This is a genomic window from Flavobacterium swingsii (assembly GCF_900111965.1).
Lineage (GTDB): Bacteria > Bacteroidota > Bacteroidia > Flavobacteriales > Flavobacteriaceae > Flavobacterium > Flavobacterium swingsii.
The window spans coordinates 300,042-317,270 of the sequence record NZ_FOJT01000005.1 but is presented as its reverse complement, the minus strand read 5'-3'; the positions used below and the strand labels follow the sequence as shown (position 1 = coordinate 317,270).

Here is a 17,229-nt window from a genome sequence, read left to right as displayed (position 1 = left end):
ATGAATCAAAACGCGGATTCAAACGGATTTATTATTTTGTGTGGAAATTTTGAATGTGGAAATACCGCCTCGCGTGAGGGATAGTAGTGGAAAGCCCACAGTTTCGTCTTTTGGGACGAGACGAGGACTTGCAACGGATAGCCCGACCCGAGGAGGTACGACGATGGGGCACGCCATACTTCGACAAGCTCAGTATGACATAAAAAAAGCATCATATATATGTATGATGCTCTTTGTTTATTTTTCTTCGGTTGTGATTGTTTTGTGGGATTCTTTCCAGGCTTTTACATATTTAATATAGCTTACGTCATTTTTCGCTGCTTGTTTAGGCAGTCTTCCGTCGCTGAATGCTTTGTAAAGTATACCTTCAATGGTAAGATCTTCGGCAACTGTGTACGGATCATATTTCGTTTTGAGGTTTATGTCGAATAATCTTGCTGTATTATTAGACCAAAAGGCTTTCCAGCCGCTTTTTAGTTCTTTGATTAACTCGAAAGTTGACGATCCTGTTTGTCTATCTATTAACTTTACTAATACTTGTCCGTCTTTGCGACTGAGTTTTTTGAGTTGTCCTTCGAATTCGTTTGTTAGGTAGTTTTCGACTAGTTTGAAGTATTTTCGTTTGTCTCTTTCAGATTTTAGGTCTTTCATACCTATATTAAGCGCTGTTAGTCTGTCGGCAGCGGTTTTTGCATAAGGATATACTTTAAGGACGCGGCGTTGAAGTATATAAAACCTTTTTCTTTCTTCTTCTGATTTGAAATCACGTTTATTAGAGATGTAAACTTCTTCTAATTCGATTGGCATTTTAGCAATAGTATCGGTACCAACTAATGGTTTTTCGATTTCGGTCGTGTCTTTTTTGGTAACTTGACCTGATGAAATGGTAGTTACCAAACAAACTGCTACAAGACTGAGTAAGTATTTCATATTATGAAACTAAATTTTTATCAAAAATATATAATTATTGTACAACTGTTATGCCAAATTTATAATTTAGCAAAAAATATTTTTATGAGCACGAAATCTATACTTAAAAAGTCATCGCTTGATTTTTTAGAAAATTATTTGAACAACGCCTCTCCTACTGGTTTTGAAAGTGAAGGTCAAAAGTTGTGGATGGATTATTTGAAACCATACGTGGATACTTTTATTACCGATACTTACGGAACAGCGGTTGGTGTTATAAATCCCGACGCTAAATATAAGGTAGTTATAGAAGGTCATGCTGATGAAATTGCCTGGTATGTAAACTATATTACCGATGATGGTTTGATTTATGTAATTCGTAACGGAGGTTCTGACCATCAGATTGCACCATCTAAACGAGTAAACATACATACTAAAAACGGAATTGTAAAAGGTGTTTTTGGTTGGCCAGCGATTCATACTCGCAATCGAAGCAAGGAAGAAGCAACTAGAATAGACAATATTTTTATCGATTGTGGCTGTATGACCAAAGACGAAGTCGAAAAATTAGGCGTTCACGTAGGTTGCGTCATTACTTATCCAGATGAGTTTATGATTTTAAACAATGATAAATTCGTTTGTCGCGCCATTGATAATCGTATGGGTGGATTTATGATTGCCGAAGTAGCTCGTTTACTTCACGAAAACAAGAAAAAATTACCTTTTGGGTTGTATATCGTAAATGCCGTTCAGGAAGAAGTTGGTCTTCGTGGTGCCGAAATGATTACACAAACCATCAAACCCAACGTTGCAATCGTGACCGATGTTTGTCACGACACCACAACACCAATGATTGACAAGAAAATAGAAGGCGAAACCAAAATAGGTAAAGGTCCTGTTGTAACTTATGCGCCAGCAGTTCAGAATAATTTGCGTGAACTGATTATAGATACTGCCGAGAAAAGCAAAATCCCTTTTCAACGTTTGGCTTCCTCTAGAGTTACAGGAACCGATACCGATGCTTTTGCTTACAGTAACGGCGGTGTCGCTTCGGCACTAATTTCGCTTCCGTTGCGATACATGCACACTACTGTTGAGATGGTACATCGCGATGACGTAGAAAATGTCATAAAACTCATATACGAAACATTATTAAAAATGGAGAACAACGAAACATTCTCTTATTTTAAATAATTCTAGGAGCTAATCCCGCACCCGAGGCTGAAAACCGAACTGGCGAAGCAATCCGCTTCAATCTTTCGCTTTTTTAAAGAAAAAAGCAAAAGGTTTTTCACTTCTATCGGGGGTAAAAAAGCCGAAATTCGATTCAGAATTTCGGCTTTTTTTTAGTAATACACTAATGCCATAAGATGCTATTCTAAAAAGTTTAACAGAACTAATGAATCGAACTTTTTTCAAATTTATAGCTAACCTTATTTTGGTAAATCACTCTCAACAATCTCTTTATCTTCAGCAATTATATCATCTATTGATTTGTTTAGTGAAACAAATTGTACATTATCTATAGAAATATCTATAACTTCATTATTGATTATTGCTAAATAAACAAGGTATTCAGGTTTTTCGATTTGAGTTCCAATTATACTATTGTCTTCAATAATTATTTCGTCAATCGATTTTTCGTAATGAGATCCGAAAATGGCATTAACTTCTAAAAGTGTTGAATCTTCTACTTTGTAATAAACTTTTTCTGACTTTACTTTATTGACATTATCAACTGAAGTAATTGAATTTTCTTGATTGACTATTTCATTATTTAACGCTATATAGTTATTGATAAACTTGCTGTTAAACTGATTTGATCTTACTGTAAAACTTGAAAAAGAGATTACAAGGATTCCTAAATAAACGATTGATTTTTTCATGATGATTAATTTTAAATATTTAAAATATTTTTTTTTGTTTTTATACCTACTAATATTCTATGCAAATATATATTCAAAAGAAGGTATCTTGTATTGCATAGTATTAAAATTTAAGACAATTTTAACGTTTTGATTGCGAAAAAGGAGAAAGAGGGGCTTTTTTATTAATTTTGCATCGCTGAAAATAGTAACTTTACATAAAATAATTCTTCGAAATGCAATCGAAAGCACAAAATGTATCTGAATACTTAGCAGAAATCCCAGAAGAAAGGCAACAAGCTTTTAACAAACTTCGTCAAACCATTTTAGAAAATATTCCAAAAGGTTTTCACGAATGTATGATTTACGGAATGGTTGGTTATGTTGTTCCTCATTCTATTTATCCAAAAGGTTACCATTGTGATCCAAAATTACCTTTATCATTTACAGCTATTGCATCACAAAAAAACTTCATTGCATTATACCACATGGGGATTTACTCAAAGCCTAAACTATTAGAGTGGTTTACTACCGAATTTCCAAAGCACTCTAAAAAAAAGCTAGATATGGGAAAAAGTTGTATCCGTTTTAAGAAAGCTGAAGATATTCCATTTGAATTGATAGGTGAACTCATGCAAAAAATAACGGTCAAAGAATGGATAAACACTTACGAAATGGTATTCAAAAAATAAACATTAACCTTAAATTATTTTATCATGAGAATTATCAAAAAAATTATTTTAATCCTAGTAGTACTAATTGGATTATTTTTACTTGCAGCCTTAATCATGAAAAAAGATTATGCTGTAGAAAGAGAAGTTGTCATTAACAAACCTAAAGACAGTATTTTTAACTACATTAAATATGTTAAAAATCAAGACCATTTTAGTGTTTGGAATCAAAAAGATCCTGCCATGAAAAAAACTTCTTCTGGCACCGATGGTCAAATTGGGTTTGTATACGGATGGGATAGTGCGAAAGAAGATGTTGGCGCTGGAGAACAAGAAATTAAAAAAATAACCAATGGTGAGCGTATTGATTTTGAATTGCGTTTTACCAGACCATTCGAATCTACTGACAATGCTTATTTTACTACCGAAGCAGTTTCTGCAACTCAAACTAAAGTAAAATGGGGCTTTAACGGAAAAATGCCTTTCCCTATGAATGCCATGATGCCTATTATGGGAATGGAAGATATGTTAGGTAAAGACCTGCAAAAAGGATTAGATGATCTGAAAGTTCTTTTAGAAAAGCAATAATACTTTTTACCACAAATAAAAAACCGCCTTACTAAAATTAGTAAGGCGGTTTTCTTTTAATTTGTTTTATACTTTTTTAAGAAAGTCTAACACATCAACTGATTTAGACATTTCAGCATAATTTAAAGCAGTATATCCTCTTTCATTTTTTTCATCAAGTCTTGCACCTTTGTCTAGTAAAATTTTTACAATTTCTACTTTGTTGTAACGTGCTGCTAACATTAATGGCGTCATTCCGTCAGAAGTTTGGTTTACATCTGCACCATATTCGATAAATTTTTTAACTGTTTCAAAATCTCCTTTAATAATTGCATTGCAAAGTGGCGTTGGATTGTAAATAGTTTCAACATTAATTTTGTTTGAAACATTTAAATTTGATGCAAAAGATTCATTTGCAAAAGCTACTAGAGCTAGACCTAAAATAATGATTGTTTTTTTCATGATGATTGATTTTTAATTAATGATTACTCATAAGACGTTTAGAAATTATATTTGTTACAGCCTTTTAAAAATTTTAACATTTCTTTAATATTTCGAGTGAGACAAAAATAAAAAAAACCACGCAGAGCGTGGTTAGTATATAATTAAAGGATAGTTAACTTATTGGTTCAAAAAAGCTAAAACATTCTTTTCAATTCGTTCATCAATATTAGAGATATCAGCTTTTACGAATTTTTCGCCTAAAATATTTTCATATAATTCGATATAACGTTCTGAAACCGAAGTAATATATTCTGCTGACATGTGCGGAATTTGTTGTCCTTCTTGTCCTTGAAACCCATTCTCTATTAACCAACGGCGCACAAATTCTTTCGACAATTGTTTTTGCTCTTCATTATTATTTTGTCTTTCCTGATAACCATCAGCGTAAAAATAACGCGAGGAATCTGGTGTGTGAATTTCGTCTATCAAAACGATTTTCCCTTCTTTGGTTTTACCAAATTCATATTTAGTATCAACTAAAATTAATCCACGTGAAGCTGCAATTTCAGTTCCTCGTTGGTACAAATCTCTTGTGTATTTTTCTAAAACTAGATAATCTTCTTCCGAAACTATTTTATTTGCTAGTATTGCTTCGCGAGAAATATCTTCATCATGCGAACCATTATCAGCTTTGGTAGTTGGTGTAATTATAGGTGTAGGAAATTTATCATTTTCTTTTAATCCTTCTGGCATTGTTACCCCACAAATTGTTCTTTTCCCTAAAGCATATTCTCTGGCTGCGTGACCTGAAAGATAACCACGAATAACCATTTCTACTTTAAACGGTTCGCACAAATGCCCAACAGCTACGTTTGGATCTGGTGTTGCGATAAGCCAATTTGGAACAATATCTTGTGTGAGTTCCATAAATTTTGTGGCAATCTGGTTTAGGATTTGCCCTTTGTATGGGATTCCTTCTGGCAAAACAACATCGAAAGCAGATAATCTATCAGTGGCAACCATTACTAAAAGGTCATCATTTATGTTATAAACTTCTCTGACTTTGCCTCGGTAAACTGATTTCTGATTCGGAAAATTGAAATTTGTAGTTGTAATTGTGTTCATTGTGTAGTTGTGTGTGTGTGTTTTTGCAAAAATAAGGAATTACAAATACATTTTTAATGTTTTTTTGAAGTAAAACTTAAAGTCTAAACTCGTAAAACCTGTGTTAGCAGAAGTGTTTTTTATTTCCAATTTTGGTTCGTTCTCAATTTGACAAGCATTTCATACACTCTTTGTAAACCATATGTTCCAAGTAGACCATAATCTTCAATTGTTTTAACCTCCCCATTGTTGTATGTTATTTTTAATATTGAGCTTCTGTCATCAGTCCAATTTACATTGTAATTATCATTTAATTTTTCAAAATCAATATAATTAAGTAAGCTAATTAATTCATTGTATTCTTTTTCAGAAATTGTAGCTTTTAAATGTTTTATGCTTTTCCACTTTTTGGTGCGGTATAGAAGTTCATCAGTAAATTTTGCAGTTCTATCACTATTAATTTCAAAATTATATAGTGGACATTGTCCCATGCAAGGAGACATAAAAAACTCAATTTTTTCTATATCATATGATTTTTCTTCAGGATGATACTCAACGAAACCATCATACTTAAATGTCAATTTAGATTTGGATTCTTCTTTTCCTTTTAATCCACAAAAAGGTTTAGTTTTTTGTTTGTAAACTATTATGAATGGTTGGGAATTTACATATTCAACTTTAGGAACAATAGGAAAAAACAAATCTTTATCTAAATCATAAAGTTTTGTTTTTTTTGTACTAAAGTTCATCAAAACTATTGTATTAAAATCTTTGGTGAATGGAATTTCAATATTCACATTAGGACTTTCCCCATCATTCGTATTATTATCTCCAATCGCTAATAAGTCTGTATAACCATTGTTGTCAAAATCTGCTTTAACATAACTATATTCTACGTTAACTTTATTTGCTAATATTTTATTTAAACTATCAAATTCAGCAAAATCGTTTGATTTTATGCTTTGGATATTTTTTAATTCAAATATTTTGTAAAGGGTATCTTTTTCTCCAATATACTTTTCTATTTCAGCTTCTGTTTTCAAAGAATCTATTTCAGAAAGTTTAATTTTAGCTTTCACAAACTTTTCATTCTGATTACAGGAAACAAAAAAAACTAATAGAAGTAAAGTTTGAAGATATTTCATTTTTTTGGGTTTTGGGGTAATATTGCTACCAACTTTCTACTTTATGACTTTATCTTATTTCAAAACTGAACGTCTTATTAAACAATTAAATAATCTGTAACCTAATCTTGAGCGAAGGATTTTCATAGCATTAGCATCGAAACCAATGGTATATCGTTTGAAGCTTCTTGGTGGATTTTCGGCAATACTCAATACTTTTTGAGTAATTGTTGGTAATAAATCTTTATTCTTTGCTGTTTTTTTGTGAAGTAAATCGGTGACTTTATCCATCAGTTTATTGTAAGAAGCAATTTCTGATCTTTCCGATTTTGTAACATTTGCCTGAAAATTTGTTTTTGCATTTCCAAATTGTACGGTACAAACTTTGATATTGAAATCGATTAACTCATAAGCCATACATTCTGAGAAGCTTTCTACCGCTTTTTTTGTCGAATGGTAAAAACTTCCCAATGGCAAATTAACCAAACCTGCAACCGATGATATATTTATAAAAAGTCCGTGATTTTGTTCTCTAAATACAGGAATAAATGCTCTGCAAACTTTTACAACTCCTAACCAGTTAATATCTACAATACTTTTTATCTTATCATCTTCGGATAATTCGACAAAACTTCTGTAACCTACTCCAGCGTTATTGATAACAACATCGATGGTTTTGTATTTTCGCAATAATTCTATTTTAGTATTTTCGATAATTTCGGTCGATGTAACATCTAAAATATGACACTTAATATTGGGCAAGCCCATTATGTCTTTACCATGATCGAGGTGAATCATTGTTGCAATAACATTCCAACCGTTTTGAGAAAAAAGCAATGCTAATTCTTTGCCTAATCCGCTTCCTGCTCCTGTAATAAGTACATTTTTCAATATTGAATGTTTTAGTGAGTCGGGCAAAACTACATAAAATAAAATTTAATATTTAGTTTTGATGAAAATTAAGAAAGTTTACAAGAATTCGATTTGAATTCTGATTAGCCCCGATTGCAGCGGAAATCCTTTTTTCTCGTTTTTTTAACGATAAAAAAATTGAAGCGAAAAGCGGGAATTGCGTTTGCAAAAATTTCCAAGCCTTTCGCTTCAAAAAAAACTTTAAAATCTTACTTTACTTAATCGTTATTTTCGATTTGTTTGTAAGCGTCGATTACTTTTTTCACCAATCGGTGTCGAACAATATCTTTGTCATCGAGGTAAATAATGCTAATTCCATCAACATCTTTAAGTACTAAAATCGCTTCTTTAAGTCCAGAAATCGTTCTTCGTGGCAAATCGACCTGACCTGGATCGCCTGTTATCATAAACTTGGCGTTTTTTCCCATACGTGTCAGGAACATTTTCATTTGCGAATGTGTGGTATTTTGGGCTTCGTCGAGAATTACAAAGGCATTATCTAATGTACGACCACGCATAAACGCCAATGGCGCAATTTGTATAATTCCTTTTAGGATATAATCATCGAGTGTTTGTGGCGGCAACATATCGCGCAAGGCGTCATATAATGGTTGCATGTACGGATCGAGTTTTTCCTTCATATCTCCTGGCAAAAAACCAAGATTTTCGCCTGCTTCGACCGCGGGACGAGTTAGAATAATTCGTTTTACTTGTTTTTCTTTCAATGCTTTTACAGCCATAGCAACGCCTGTATAGGTTTTTCCTGTTCCAGCTGGTCCTACGGCAAAAACCATGTCGTTTTTATTGATACAATCGACCAATAATTGCTGGTTTGGAGTCATCGCTTTGATGAGCTTTCCTCCTATTCCGTGAACCAAAATTTTGTCGCTGTCCGCCATTTTTTGTTCTTCTCGAGAATCGCTCAAAATCACTCTATCGATAACATTACTATCAATAGTATTGTAGCGTGTAAAGTGAACCATGAGTCTGTTGAAGCGTTTTTCGAATTCGTCTAACTCCTCTTTTTCGCCAAAGGCTTTAAGTGTTGTTCCTCGCGCTACTATTTTTAGCTTCGGATAATACTTTTTAATTGTTTCTAAATGAGCGTCTTGTGTTCCCCAAAATTCTTTGGGAGCAATGTCGTGTAATTCAATGATTCGTTCGTTCAAAAGCAGGAAGATTAAATTAAAAAAATAAGTTAGCTTTGCATATCTCAAATTTAATAAATTTAGAGGAACGATTACAGAATAGTTATAAACAAAAAGATGTCAATAATTACGCTTACTACTGATTTTGGCTTGAAAGACCACTTTGTTGGCGTGCTAAAAGGCAAGTTAATTTCAGAATATCCTGAGGTTCAAATCATTGATATTTCTCATCACGTAGATTTGTTTAATATATCCGAAGCGAGTTATATTATAAATGCTTCTTATAATAGTTTCCCTAAAGGAACTGTTCATTTTATTGGTATTGATAACGAACGAACTACCGAAAACAAACATATTGCCATACAATGGAACGATCATTTTTTTGTTTGTGCCGATAACGGAATTTTGAGTATTCTAACTCAGAAAATTGTGCCCCAAAAAATGGTCGAAATAAATATTCATGACCGTTTAACTGATGGTTCGACCGATTTAGATGTCTTTGTAAAAGTAGCTTGTCATCTCGCAAAAGGTGGTTCTCTAAATGTAATTGGCAAAGAAATTTCAGCCATAAAAATTGTAAACGAATTGCAAGCTGTTGTTGCTTCCGATTCTAGTAATATAAAAGGTTACGTGGTTTATGTAGATCATTTTGGGAATTGTGTAACCAATATCTCGAAAAAAATGTTTGCCGAAATTGGAAATAATCGCAATTTTGAGATTAAATTTGGCACCAAAACCATCAAGAAAATACATAGTAATTATTCCGATTTTAAAGTGTCCGAAAAATATACTTTGAGAGATTATGAAGGCGAAAAGTTAGCCCTTTTTAACGAAGCTGGTTTTCTTGAAATTGCCATTTATAAAAGCAACCCAAAAACAGTTGGTTCAGCTAAATCGCTGTTAGGATTGAAGTATAGAGATGTCGTAAATATTGATTTTAGAATTTAGATTGCAGATTTTAGATTTAAAAAAATCCGTGTCATCCGCGTTCAATTATAAAAAAATAAAAATATGTTCGTAAGAATAGTAAAATTAAGTTTTCACGAAGAAAATATTCCAGCCTTTCTAGAAAATTTCGAATTAATGAAAGAAAAAATACGAAATGCCGAAGGGAATCGTTTCTTAGAATTATACCAAGACAAAAACAACAAATGTATTTTCTTTACCTATAGTTATTGGGAAACCGAACAAGATTTAGAAAATTACCGAAACTCAGAATTATTTTATGATGTTTGGACATTTACCAAAAAATTATTTAACGACAAACCAGAAGCTTGGAGTGTAGATAAATTGGTTACTTTACAGTAACTCAAATCAACGATTAAACTTATAAACGATTAAACAAAACGAATGAAAGCCATATTATTTAAAGAATTCCGTTCCTTTTTTGGTTCGCCCATAGGCTACTTAGTTATTGCTATTTTCCTATTACTCACAGGATTATTTTTGTGGGTTTTTGAAGGAGATTACAATATCTTAAATTCCGGTTTTGCAGACATGACACCGTTTTTTACCATCGCACCTTGGATACTTTTATTCTTAATTCCTGCCGTTACCATGCGCAGTTTTTCGGACGAAAAAAAACAAGGAACCATGGAACTTTTACTAACAAAACCATTATCGCTTTGGGAAATTGTAAACGGAAAATTTTTGGGCGCTTTTTTATTGTTAATAATTGCAATAATCCCAACATTGGTTTATGTAAAAGTGATTTATGATTTGGGTTTACCCGAAGGAAATATCGATTTTGGAAGCACATTAGGTTCGTATTTTGGCTTGTTATTTCTTATGGGAACTTATACTTCAATCGGGATTTATACTTCTACTTTATCAGACAATCAAATTGTAGCTTTCATCGTTTCGGTATTTTTGTGTTTTGTGTTTTATTTTGGCTTTCAAGGCATTGCAAACTACAAGATATTTGGTAGTTTTGATGAGATAATTCAATCATTTGGAATGGATTATCATTACAAAAGTATGAGTCGTGGCGTGATAGACACTCGAGATATTATTTATTTTGTGAGTATTACTACTTTATTTTTATCAATGACTGTTTTCAAATTAAAATCGTATAAATTATAATGGGATTTTCATCAAAAAATATTAAAAATTTAGTTCTCACAATTGTTGGACTAATTACGGTAAATATCGCTGGAAATTTCTTTTTTCATCGTTTCGATTTAACGCACGACAATCGTTACACTTTGTCTGAAACGTCATTAAATATTATAAAAAACGCCAAAGAACCATTGTATATTGATGTTTTTTTAGAAGGCAATTTTCCGCCCGAATTCAAACGTTTACAAACCGAAACCAAGCAAATTCTTGATGAGTTTAAAGCTTACAATCCCAATATAATTTACCAATTTGTAAATCCTTTAGAAAACCCTGAAGAATCCGATGCAATCATAGAATCTTTTGTACAACGAGGATTAACGCCGATAAACATTACGGTCGATGACAAAGGAAAACAATCAAAAGAAATGGTCTTTCCTTGGGCAATTGCCACTTATAAGGACAAAAGCACAAAAATTTCTTTGTTAAAAAACAAATTAGGAGCCACAACCGAGCAAAAAGTAGTCAGTTCTGTACAACATTTAGAATATGCTTTTGCTGATGGTTTTCATAAAATAACAACCCAAAAGCAAAAGAAAATTGCTGTTATAAAAGGAAAAAATGAATTACCCGATATTTTTAAAGCCGACTTTTTACAATCGGTTCGTGAAAATTATTTTATTGCGCCTTTTCCTTTAGATTCAGTTTCTAAAAATCCTGTACTTTTTGCAAAAGCATTAAAAACATTCGATTTAGCCATTATTGCCAAACCAAAAGCTGCCTTTTCTGACGAAGAAAAACAAGTTTTAGACCAATTTATCATCAATGGAGGCAAAACATTATGGTTGGTAGAAACCGTAAATATCGATATGGAAAGCTTAAATAAAACTGGTTCGAGCTTTGCTTTTCCTTTCGATTTGGGTTTAAATGATCTATTTTTTAAATACGGATTTCGAATAAATCCAATGTTGGTAAAAGATATTCAATGTGCTCCAATTTCGTTAGCATCAGGAAACAAAGGAAACCAAACGCAATACGAGAAATATCCTTGGTATTTTGCGCCGTATATTTTCCCGGAAAGCAAGCATCCAATCGTAAATAATATTGATGGTGTAAAGTTAGATTTTGCTAATGAAATTGATACTTTGAAAAACGGAATCAAGAAAACAATCTTATTACAATCTTCTATTTATTCTAAAAAAATAGGAACTCCAGTGGAAATTGATTTGAAAATGGTAAATGAAAAACCAAATCCACAAGATTTTCAGCCAGGAAATATTCCTGTTAGTGTTTTGTTAGAAGGGAATTTTTCTTCGGCATTCGAAAATAGAGTTTTACCTTTTGATGATACAAGTTTTAAAGCCAAAGGAAAACCATCTAAAATGATTGTGGTTTCTGACGGTGATATTATCAAAAATCAACTCGATGACAAAGGACAACCGCTAGAATTAGGTTTCGATAAATGGACGAATAAAATGTATGCCAACAAGGAATTTTTGATGAATTGTGTCAATTATTTACTAGATGACAACGGACTTATTAACATTAGAAGTAAAGAAGTTGATTTGCCATTATTAGACAAAGAAAAAGTGACTGAAAACTATACTTACACCCAATTGCTAACTGTCGGATTACCATTAGTTTTATTGCTGTTTTTCGGAATTGTGATTACTTATTTGAGAAAAAGACAATTTGGTCGTTAGTTGTTGATAAAAATGTTTTCAATACTGATTAGTTTACGATATATTTGTAAACAATAATAAAGTTCTGTAAATTCAGAACAGAAGAATTTAAAAAAAAGATGATGAAGTTTATAGTATCAAGCTCTTATTTATTAAAACAATTACAAGTTTTAGGAAGCGTTATTAACAGTAGTAATACGTTGCCTATTTTAGATAATTTCTTATTTGAATTAAAGAAAAACGAATTGTTAGTTTCTGCTTCAGATTTAGAAACTACAATGTCAGCTTCACTTACAATCGATTCTACGAGCGAAGGAAGTGTTGCTGTTCCTGCAAAATTATTGTTGGAAATACTAAAAACATTCCCAGAACAACCACTTACATTTACGGTTGAAGAAAATAATACTATCGAGATTAGCTCACAATCAGGAAAATATGCACTGGCTTATGCTCCAGGAGAAGAGTTTCCAAAATCGGTAAACTTAGACCAACCATCTAAAACAATTGTTCCTGCCGAAGTATTATCGACAGCAGTAAGCAAAACAATATTTGCAGCTGGAAACGATGATTTACGTCCAGTAATGTCTGGTGTATTTTTTCAATTTTCACCAGAAGGATTAATTTTTGTTGCTACCGATGCTCATAAATTAGTAAAATATGCTCGTACTGATGTAAAAGCATCGCAAGTAGCAGATTTTATTATGCCAAGAAAACCTTTAAATATTTTAAAAGGAATTTTGGCAACTTCAAACGAAGAAGTAACTATCGAATATAACGATTCGAATGCGACTTTCTCTTTTGATAATTACATATTAACTTGTAGATTAATTGATGGGAAATATCCTAATTATGAAGCGGTTATTCCGAAAGAAAATCCAAATAAATTAATGATTGACAGAACACAATTTTTAAGTTCTGTACGTCGTGTGGCGATTTTCTCTAACAAAACAACACACCAAATTAGACTTAAAATTGCAGGAACAGAATTAAATATTTCTGCCGAAGATATAGATTATTCAAACAAAGCTGAAGAACGTTTAACTTGTGATTATCAAGGTGACGACATGCAAATAGGTTTCAACTCGCGTTTCTTATTAGAAATGTTGGGTAACTTACAATCTGATATGATTATGTTAGAAATGTCTATGCCAAACAGAGCGGGAATCCTTACTCCTATTGATGGTCTTGACGAAGGTGAGACTGTTACGATGTTAGTGATGCCTGTAATGTTGAACAATTAGATTTGTTAGAATTTTAGACTACTTAGATTATTAGATACAAAAAATGTTCAGCTTTTGCTGAACATTTTTTTTGCATTATCATTAAAACTCTCAAGACTTTTGACCTTAAGAAATACTCTCGATAAGTTTATTCAGTTTGTCGTTATTAATAGGTTTTGATATAAAATCTTTAACTGTCGAAAATAATTTAGATTTTTCTATATCATTTGTATCAATAGAAGAAGACATGATAAAAACATTTAGCTTCTCTTTGTTTGGTAATTTTTCAATTTCTTCAAGGAATTGCCAGCCATCTATAACGGGCATATTTATATCTAATAAAATAATATTTGGAAGTGTATTATCTTTATTTGAAAGAAGATCTAGAACTTCTTCTCCGTTTTTAAAATCAAGAACTTCATCAAAATTCTCATTCTTTTTTAGGATTTTTTTTAATACAAAAACAAAAATTTTATCGTCATCAATAATGTAAGTTAAGTTCACTTTGTTCATACAAAATACATATTAAAAGTAGTTCCTTTATTTAATTCACTTTCTACTTCTATTCTTCCACCCATAGATTCTATGTGGTTTTTTGCCATAAATAATCCTAATCCTACAGCATCAGGATTTCCGTGAAAAGTCTTGTACATTCCGAATATTTTGTCTTTATTTTTTACTAAATCAATTCCAATTCCGTTGTCTTGAATAGTTAGTTTTGTTTGACTATCTATTTTTTCTGCTTTTATATTTATAATCGGATTTCGAGAAGGTGATTTGTATTTGATAGCATTGGTCAGCATATTAAAAATGATACTTTCTAGATAAGATTGTGTGGCAATAATTTCGATTTTATCGTCTATTTGCATGTTTATTTTAGCTTCATTTGTTAGAATAATAGCATTTATCCCTAGAATTGCTTTTTCAATTTCGGCTTTTAAGTTCAGTTTTATTTTTTCGTTTTTTTCTCCACTTTGTACGGCTACGGTTTCGTTTAGATAAAAAATTGTGTCTGAAAGTTTGTTTGTACTTTGCTTAAGCATATCAAAGTATTCTTTTTGTTCTTCTGGATCGTTTGTTTCTTCAAATAAATCGAGAATCATGCTTAAATTACTTGTGTGCGAACGGATATCATGTGAAACAATATGCGTGAATTTTATTAGTTTTTCGTTTTGCTTTACCGTAATTTTATATAACCTACTTTTTTCTTTTTCAGCTTCTCTCCTTGCCGAAATATCTCTAGTTATAACAATATATTTTGAGGTTTTTCCGTCTTTATCATAAATAACATTTGCTGAGTCTTCACGCCAATGATATTGTCCGTTTGCAGCTTTAAATCTAAATTCATATTTAAGTTCTGCAATTTGTTTAGATAAGCTATCATAAATATAAGGTTTTACAATATTTAAGTCATCTGGATGAAAGTGGTTAAAAATATCATCAATAGTAAAATTATCATAATATTCTTTTGGATACTGCAATAATCTAGTGTATGAAGGTGAGATATAAGTGAGTTTTCCGTTCTCGATTACTATAACTCCATCGGAAGTATTTTCGGTAATTAATCTCAGTTGTTGTTCGCTTTCTATAAGTTTATTTTCTATTTGCTTACGCTCGTGGATATCTCTAGAAATAATAATATATTTAGAGTATCTACTATTTTCATCTTTCTCATCATATATAATGTTAGCACAATCTTCACGCCAATAATAATCGCCTGATTTTTTTTTGAATCTGAACTCATATTTAAAAGAAGTTATCTTCTTTTTAAGCTTTTCTTCTATAATTTTTTTTGCTCTATCTCGATCATCTGGATGCATCCTCTTAAAGATTTGATCTACAGAAATCCCAATTAAATCTTCTGTTTTGTATTCCATAAATTTGGCATACGAAGGAGATACATAGGTTATTTTTTCGTTTTCCATAATAACAAAACCATCAGATGAATTTTCTGTTATTAACCTAAGTTGGTGTTCGCTTTGTCTTAATTTTTCTTGATTTTTATATAATTTTTTTTCTGCTTTTTTTCGTTTTTCTTCTTCCAGTGCCAAACTCAAAAAATCAGCTAATGATCTTGCAAATGAGACATCGTTCTCACTCCAAACTCTAGGATCGTCACGATGTTCGCAACATAAAACACCATGAAATCTTCCGCTTTTCCTAACAGGAATGTCTAACATATCTGTTATTCTTAATGGAATTAGATAGTTGTCGACAAGCTCAGAAGTACTATCGTTTGTCAGGACATCATCGGCAATGATTGCTGTTTGGCTCTTTATTGCTTCAATATATTTAGGTAAATCTCTGGTGTTTAGTTTTTGATTATTTGTATGTGATTTTTCTATTCTATCAAATAGATTTTTACACACTAAATGATTGTCTTCTATTTCCCAATAACTTGCTCTATCTATTGTAAGTCCTTCGGCGGCAATTATTGTTATATAATTTATTTTTTCCTTTATACTTAAATCGATTGTGTTTGCATATAGTTTTATTAACAATTTATTTTGCAAATCGATTGCTTTTTGTTTGTTAATTATTTCTAGTTCCTTTTCTTTTTCTTGAGTAATATCTCTGGCAATAGTTACCGCTCGAAATGCATGACCAGAATCATCATAATGAATATTCATAATATCCTCACGCCACATGTATTCGCCATTCTTTTTTCGGCATCTAAATACATATTTTGTTGAAGGTAATTTTTTGCTTGCGGCACCATAAATACTATTTATAATTCTTTGCTTATCATCTGGATGCGTCAGTTCAAACATATCTATACTATGACTATTTCTTTTTTCCTCTTCAGACAAACCTAACATTTCTAGGTAGGTTGAAGAAGCAAAAACTAAAACCTCATTTTCTATAATATATATTCCATCGGAAATGTTTTCTGATATAAATTTGAATCTATCTTCTTTTTCTAATAAGCTTTTTTCAACAATTCTTTTTTTGCTTTCCTCAAGAAACAAAGTTAAAATATCAGTTACCGATCTCGCAAATGAGATGTCATTTTCTGACCATTTTTTATCGCTTGTATGTTCACAACATAAAGTTCCTATTAGCTTTCCGTTTTCTCGAATGGGTAAATCGAGCATGCTCTTTATTCCTAACGGAATTAGATAAACCTTTTTTAAATCATTGGTGAATTTATTTTCTTGCGCATCATCTGCAACTATTCCAATTCCTTTTTGAAGTGCCTCAAAATAATTAGGCATATCTGTTTGTAATAATTCCGATTGTGCTTCGAACGATTCTTTTTCGGAATTGAATAAAATTTTACAAACCAATTTACCTTCTTCGAGCTCCCAAATACTGGCTCGAGAAATCCCCAAACCCGAAGCAAGAGATTTTGTTATTGCTTTATGCAAATTTTCTAAAGAATCGAAATTTGAAAAAGAAGATTTATAAAGCCCTAAAAGAATTTCAAATTGTTTTACAGAAAAATTATTACCCATAACCAAAATGTGCTTTCTATTTATAATATATGACTAATATACTACATTTTTAATTTAAAATGCCTTTTTTCCG

Annotated in this window: 17 protein-coding genes; 8 read left to right on the top strand and 9 right to left on the bottom strand. The window is 31.6% G+C overall.

The genetic code is table 11. From position 1 onward, the window contains the following. Positions 1-237 precede the first annotated feature (237 nt). Positions 238-930, bottom strand: coding sequence for a DUF4294 domain-containing protein (locus BM053_RS10685; protein WP_091477240.1), 693 nt, complete (start codon positions 928-930; stop codon positions 238-240). Between the two features lie 84 nt (positions 931-1,014). On the opposite strand from BM053_RS10685, the gene BM053_RS10680 reads away from it, so the two are divergent. Beyond that, positions 1,015-2,103, top strand: a complete 1,089-nt coding sequence (locus BM053_RS10680) for a M42 family metallopeptidase (RefSeq protein WP_091477272.1) — start codon at positions 1,015-1,017, stop codon at positions 2,101-2,103. A gap of 239 nt (positions 2,104-2,342) precedes the next feature. Here BM053_RS10680 and BM053_RS10675 read toward each other — a convergent pair whose 3' ends face one another. Beyond that, positions 2,343-2,795, bottom strand: a complete 453-nt coding sequence (locus BM053_RS10675) for a hypothetical protein (RefSeq protein ID WP_091477238.1) — start codon at positions 2,793-2,795, stop codon at positions 2,343-2,345. A 215-nt stretch (positions 2,796-3,010) separates the two neighbouring features. On the opposite strand from BM053_RS10675, the gene BM053_RS10670 reads away from it, so the two are divergent. Together BM053_RS10670 and BM053_RS10665 are read left to right on the top strand one after the other, a co-directional pair. Next, the gene (locus BM053_RS10670) at positions 3,011-3,466 is read left to right on the top strand and encodes a DUF1801 domain-containing protein (protein ID WP_091477236.1); all 456 of its coding nucleotides are present in this window, start codon (positions 3,011-3,013) and stop codon (positions 3,464-3,466) included. A 24-nt stretch (positions 3,467-3,490) separates the two neighbouring features. Further along, positions 3,491-4,033, top strand: a complete 543-nt coding sequence (locus BM053_RS10665) for an SRPBCC family protein (protein ID WP_091477234.1) — start codon at positions 3,491-3,493, stop codon at positions 4,031-4,033. Positions 4,034-4,099: 66 nt separating this feature from the next. Here BM053_RS10665 and BM053_RS10660 read toward each other — a convergent pair whose 3' ends face one another. The 5 genes from BM053_RS10660 to BM053_RS10640 all read right to left on the bottom strand — a co-directional run bounded on the left by BM053_RS10660 (position 4,100) and on the right by BM053_RS10640 (position 8,765). Beyond that, positions 4,100-4,474 carry an ankyrin repeat domain-containing protein gene (locus BM053_RS10660; RefSeq protein ID WP_091477233.1) on the bottom strand — a complete coding sequence of 125 codons (375 nt, stop codon included), beginning with the start codon at positions 4,472-4,474 and terminating at the stop codon, positions 4,100-4,102. Between the two features lie 159 nt (positions 4,475-4,633). Then, positions 4,634-5,581 (bottom strand): phosphoribosylaminoimidazolesuccinocarboxamide synthase, encoded by a 948-nt coding sequence (locus tag BM053_RS10655; protein ID WP_091477231.1) that lies wholly within the window; start codon positions 5,579-5,581, stop codon positions 4,634-4,636. A gap of 119 nt (positions 5,582-5,700) precedes the next feature. After that, positions 5,701-6,705 carry a DUF6438 domain-containing protein gene (locus tag BM053_RS10650; RefSeq protein ID WP_143076479.1) on the bottom strand — a complete coding sequence of 335 codons (1,005 nt, stop codon included), beginning with the start codon at positions 6,703-6,705 and terminating at the stop codon, positions 5,701-5,703. A 54-nt stretch (positions 6,706-6,759) separates the two neighbouring features. After that, positions 6,760-7,575 (bottom strand): SDR family NAD(P)-dependent oxidoreductase, encoded by an 816-nt coding sequence (locus BM053_RS10645; RefSeq protein ID WP_091477228.1) that lies wholly within the window; start codon positions 7,573-7,575, stop codon positions 6,760-6,762. A 239-nt stretch (positions 7,576-7,814) separates the two neighbouring features. Next, positions 7,815-8,765, bottom strand: a complete 951-nt coding sequence (locus BM053_RS10640) for a PhoH family protein (protein ID WP_091477226.1) — start codon at positions 8,763-8,765, stop codon at positions 7,815-7,817. A gap of 96 nt (positions 8,766-8,861) precedes the next feature. Here BM053_RS10640 and BM053_RS10635 point away from each other — a divergent pair, with 96 nt between their 5' ends. From BM053_RS10635 to dnaN, 5 genes are all read left to right on the top strand, one after another. Next, positions 8,862-9,692 carry an SAM hydrolase/SAM-dependent halogenase family protein gene (locus BM053_RS10635; protein WP_091477224.1) on the top strand — a complete coding sequence of 277 codons (831 nt, stop codon included), beginning with the start codon at positions 8,862-8,864 and terminating at the stop codon, positions 9,690-9,692. A gap of 63 nt (positions 9,693-9,755) precedes the next feature. Beyond that, positions 9,756-10,052, top strand: coding sequence for a putative quinol monooxygenase (locus BM053_RS10630; protein ID WP_091477221.1), 297 nt, complete (start codon positions 9,756-9,758; stop codon positions 10,050-10,052). A gap of 42 nt (positions 10,053-10,094) precedes the next feature. Beyond that, the gene (gene gldF / locus BM053_RS10625; RefSeq protein ID WP_091477219.1) at positions 10,095-10,826 is read left to right on the top strand and encodes a gliding motility-associated ABC transporter permease subunit GldF; all 732 of its coding nucleotides are present in this window, start codon (positions 10,095-10,097) and stop codon (positions 10,824-10,826) included. Next, the gene (gldG, locus tag BM053_RS10620; RefSeq protein WP_091477217.1) at positions 10,826-12,502 is read left to right on the top strand and encodes a gliding motility-associated ABC transporter substrate-binding protein GldG; all 1,677 of its coding nucleotides are present in this window, start codon (positions 10,826-10,828) and stop codon (positions 12,500-12,502) included. The genes gldF and gldG overlap by 1 nt, the downstream gene beginning before the upstream one ends. A gap of 101 nt (positions 12,503-12,603) precedes the next feature. After that, positions 12,604-13,722 carry a DNA polymerase III subunit beta gene (dnaN, locus tag BM053_RS10615; RefSeq protein WP_091477215.1) on the top strand — a complete coding sequence of 373 codons (1,119 nt, stop codon included), beginning with the start codon at positions 12,604-12,606 and terminating at the stop codon, positions 13,720-13,722. Between the two features lie 105 nt (positions 13,723-13,827). On the opposite strand, the gene BM053_RS10610 is transcribed toward dnaN, so the two are convergent. Together BM053_RS10610 and BM053_RS10605 are read right to left on the bottom strand one after the other, a co-directional pair. Continuing rightward, complete coding sequence (locus BM053_RS10610) at positions 13,828-14,214, bottom strand: response regulator (protein ID WP_091477213.1); 387 nt, start codon at positions 14,212-14,214, stop codon at positions 13,828-13,830. Next, positions 14,211-17,156, bottom strand: a complete 2,946-nt coding sequence (locus BM053_RS10605; RefSeq protein WP_091477211.1) for a PAS domain-containing protein — start codon at positions 17,154-17,156, stop codon at positions 14,211-14,213. The genes BM053_RS10610 and BM053_RS10605 overlap by 4 nt, the downstream gene beginning before the upstream one ends. Between the last annotated feature and the right edge of the window lie 73 nt (positions 17,157-17,229).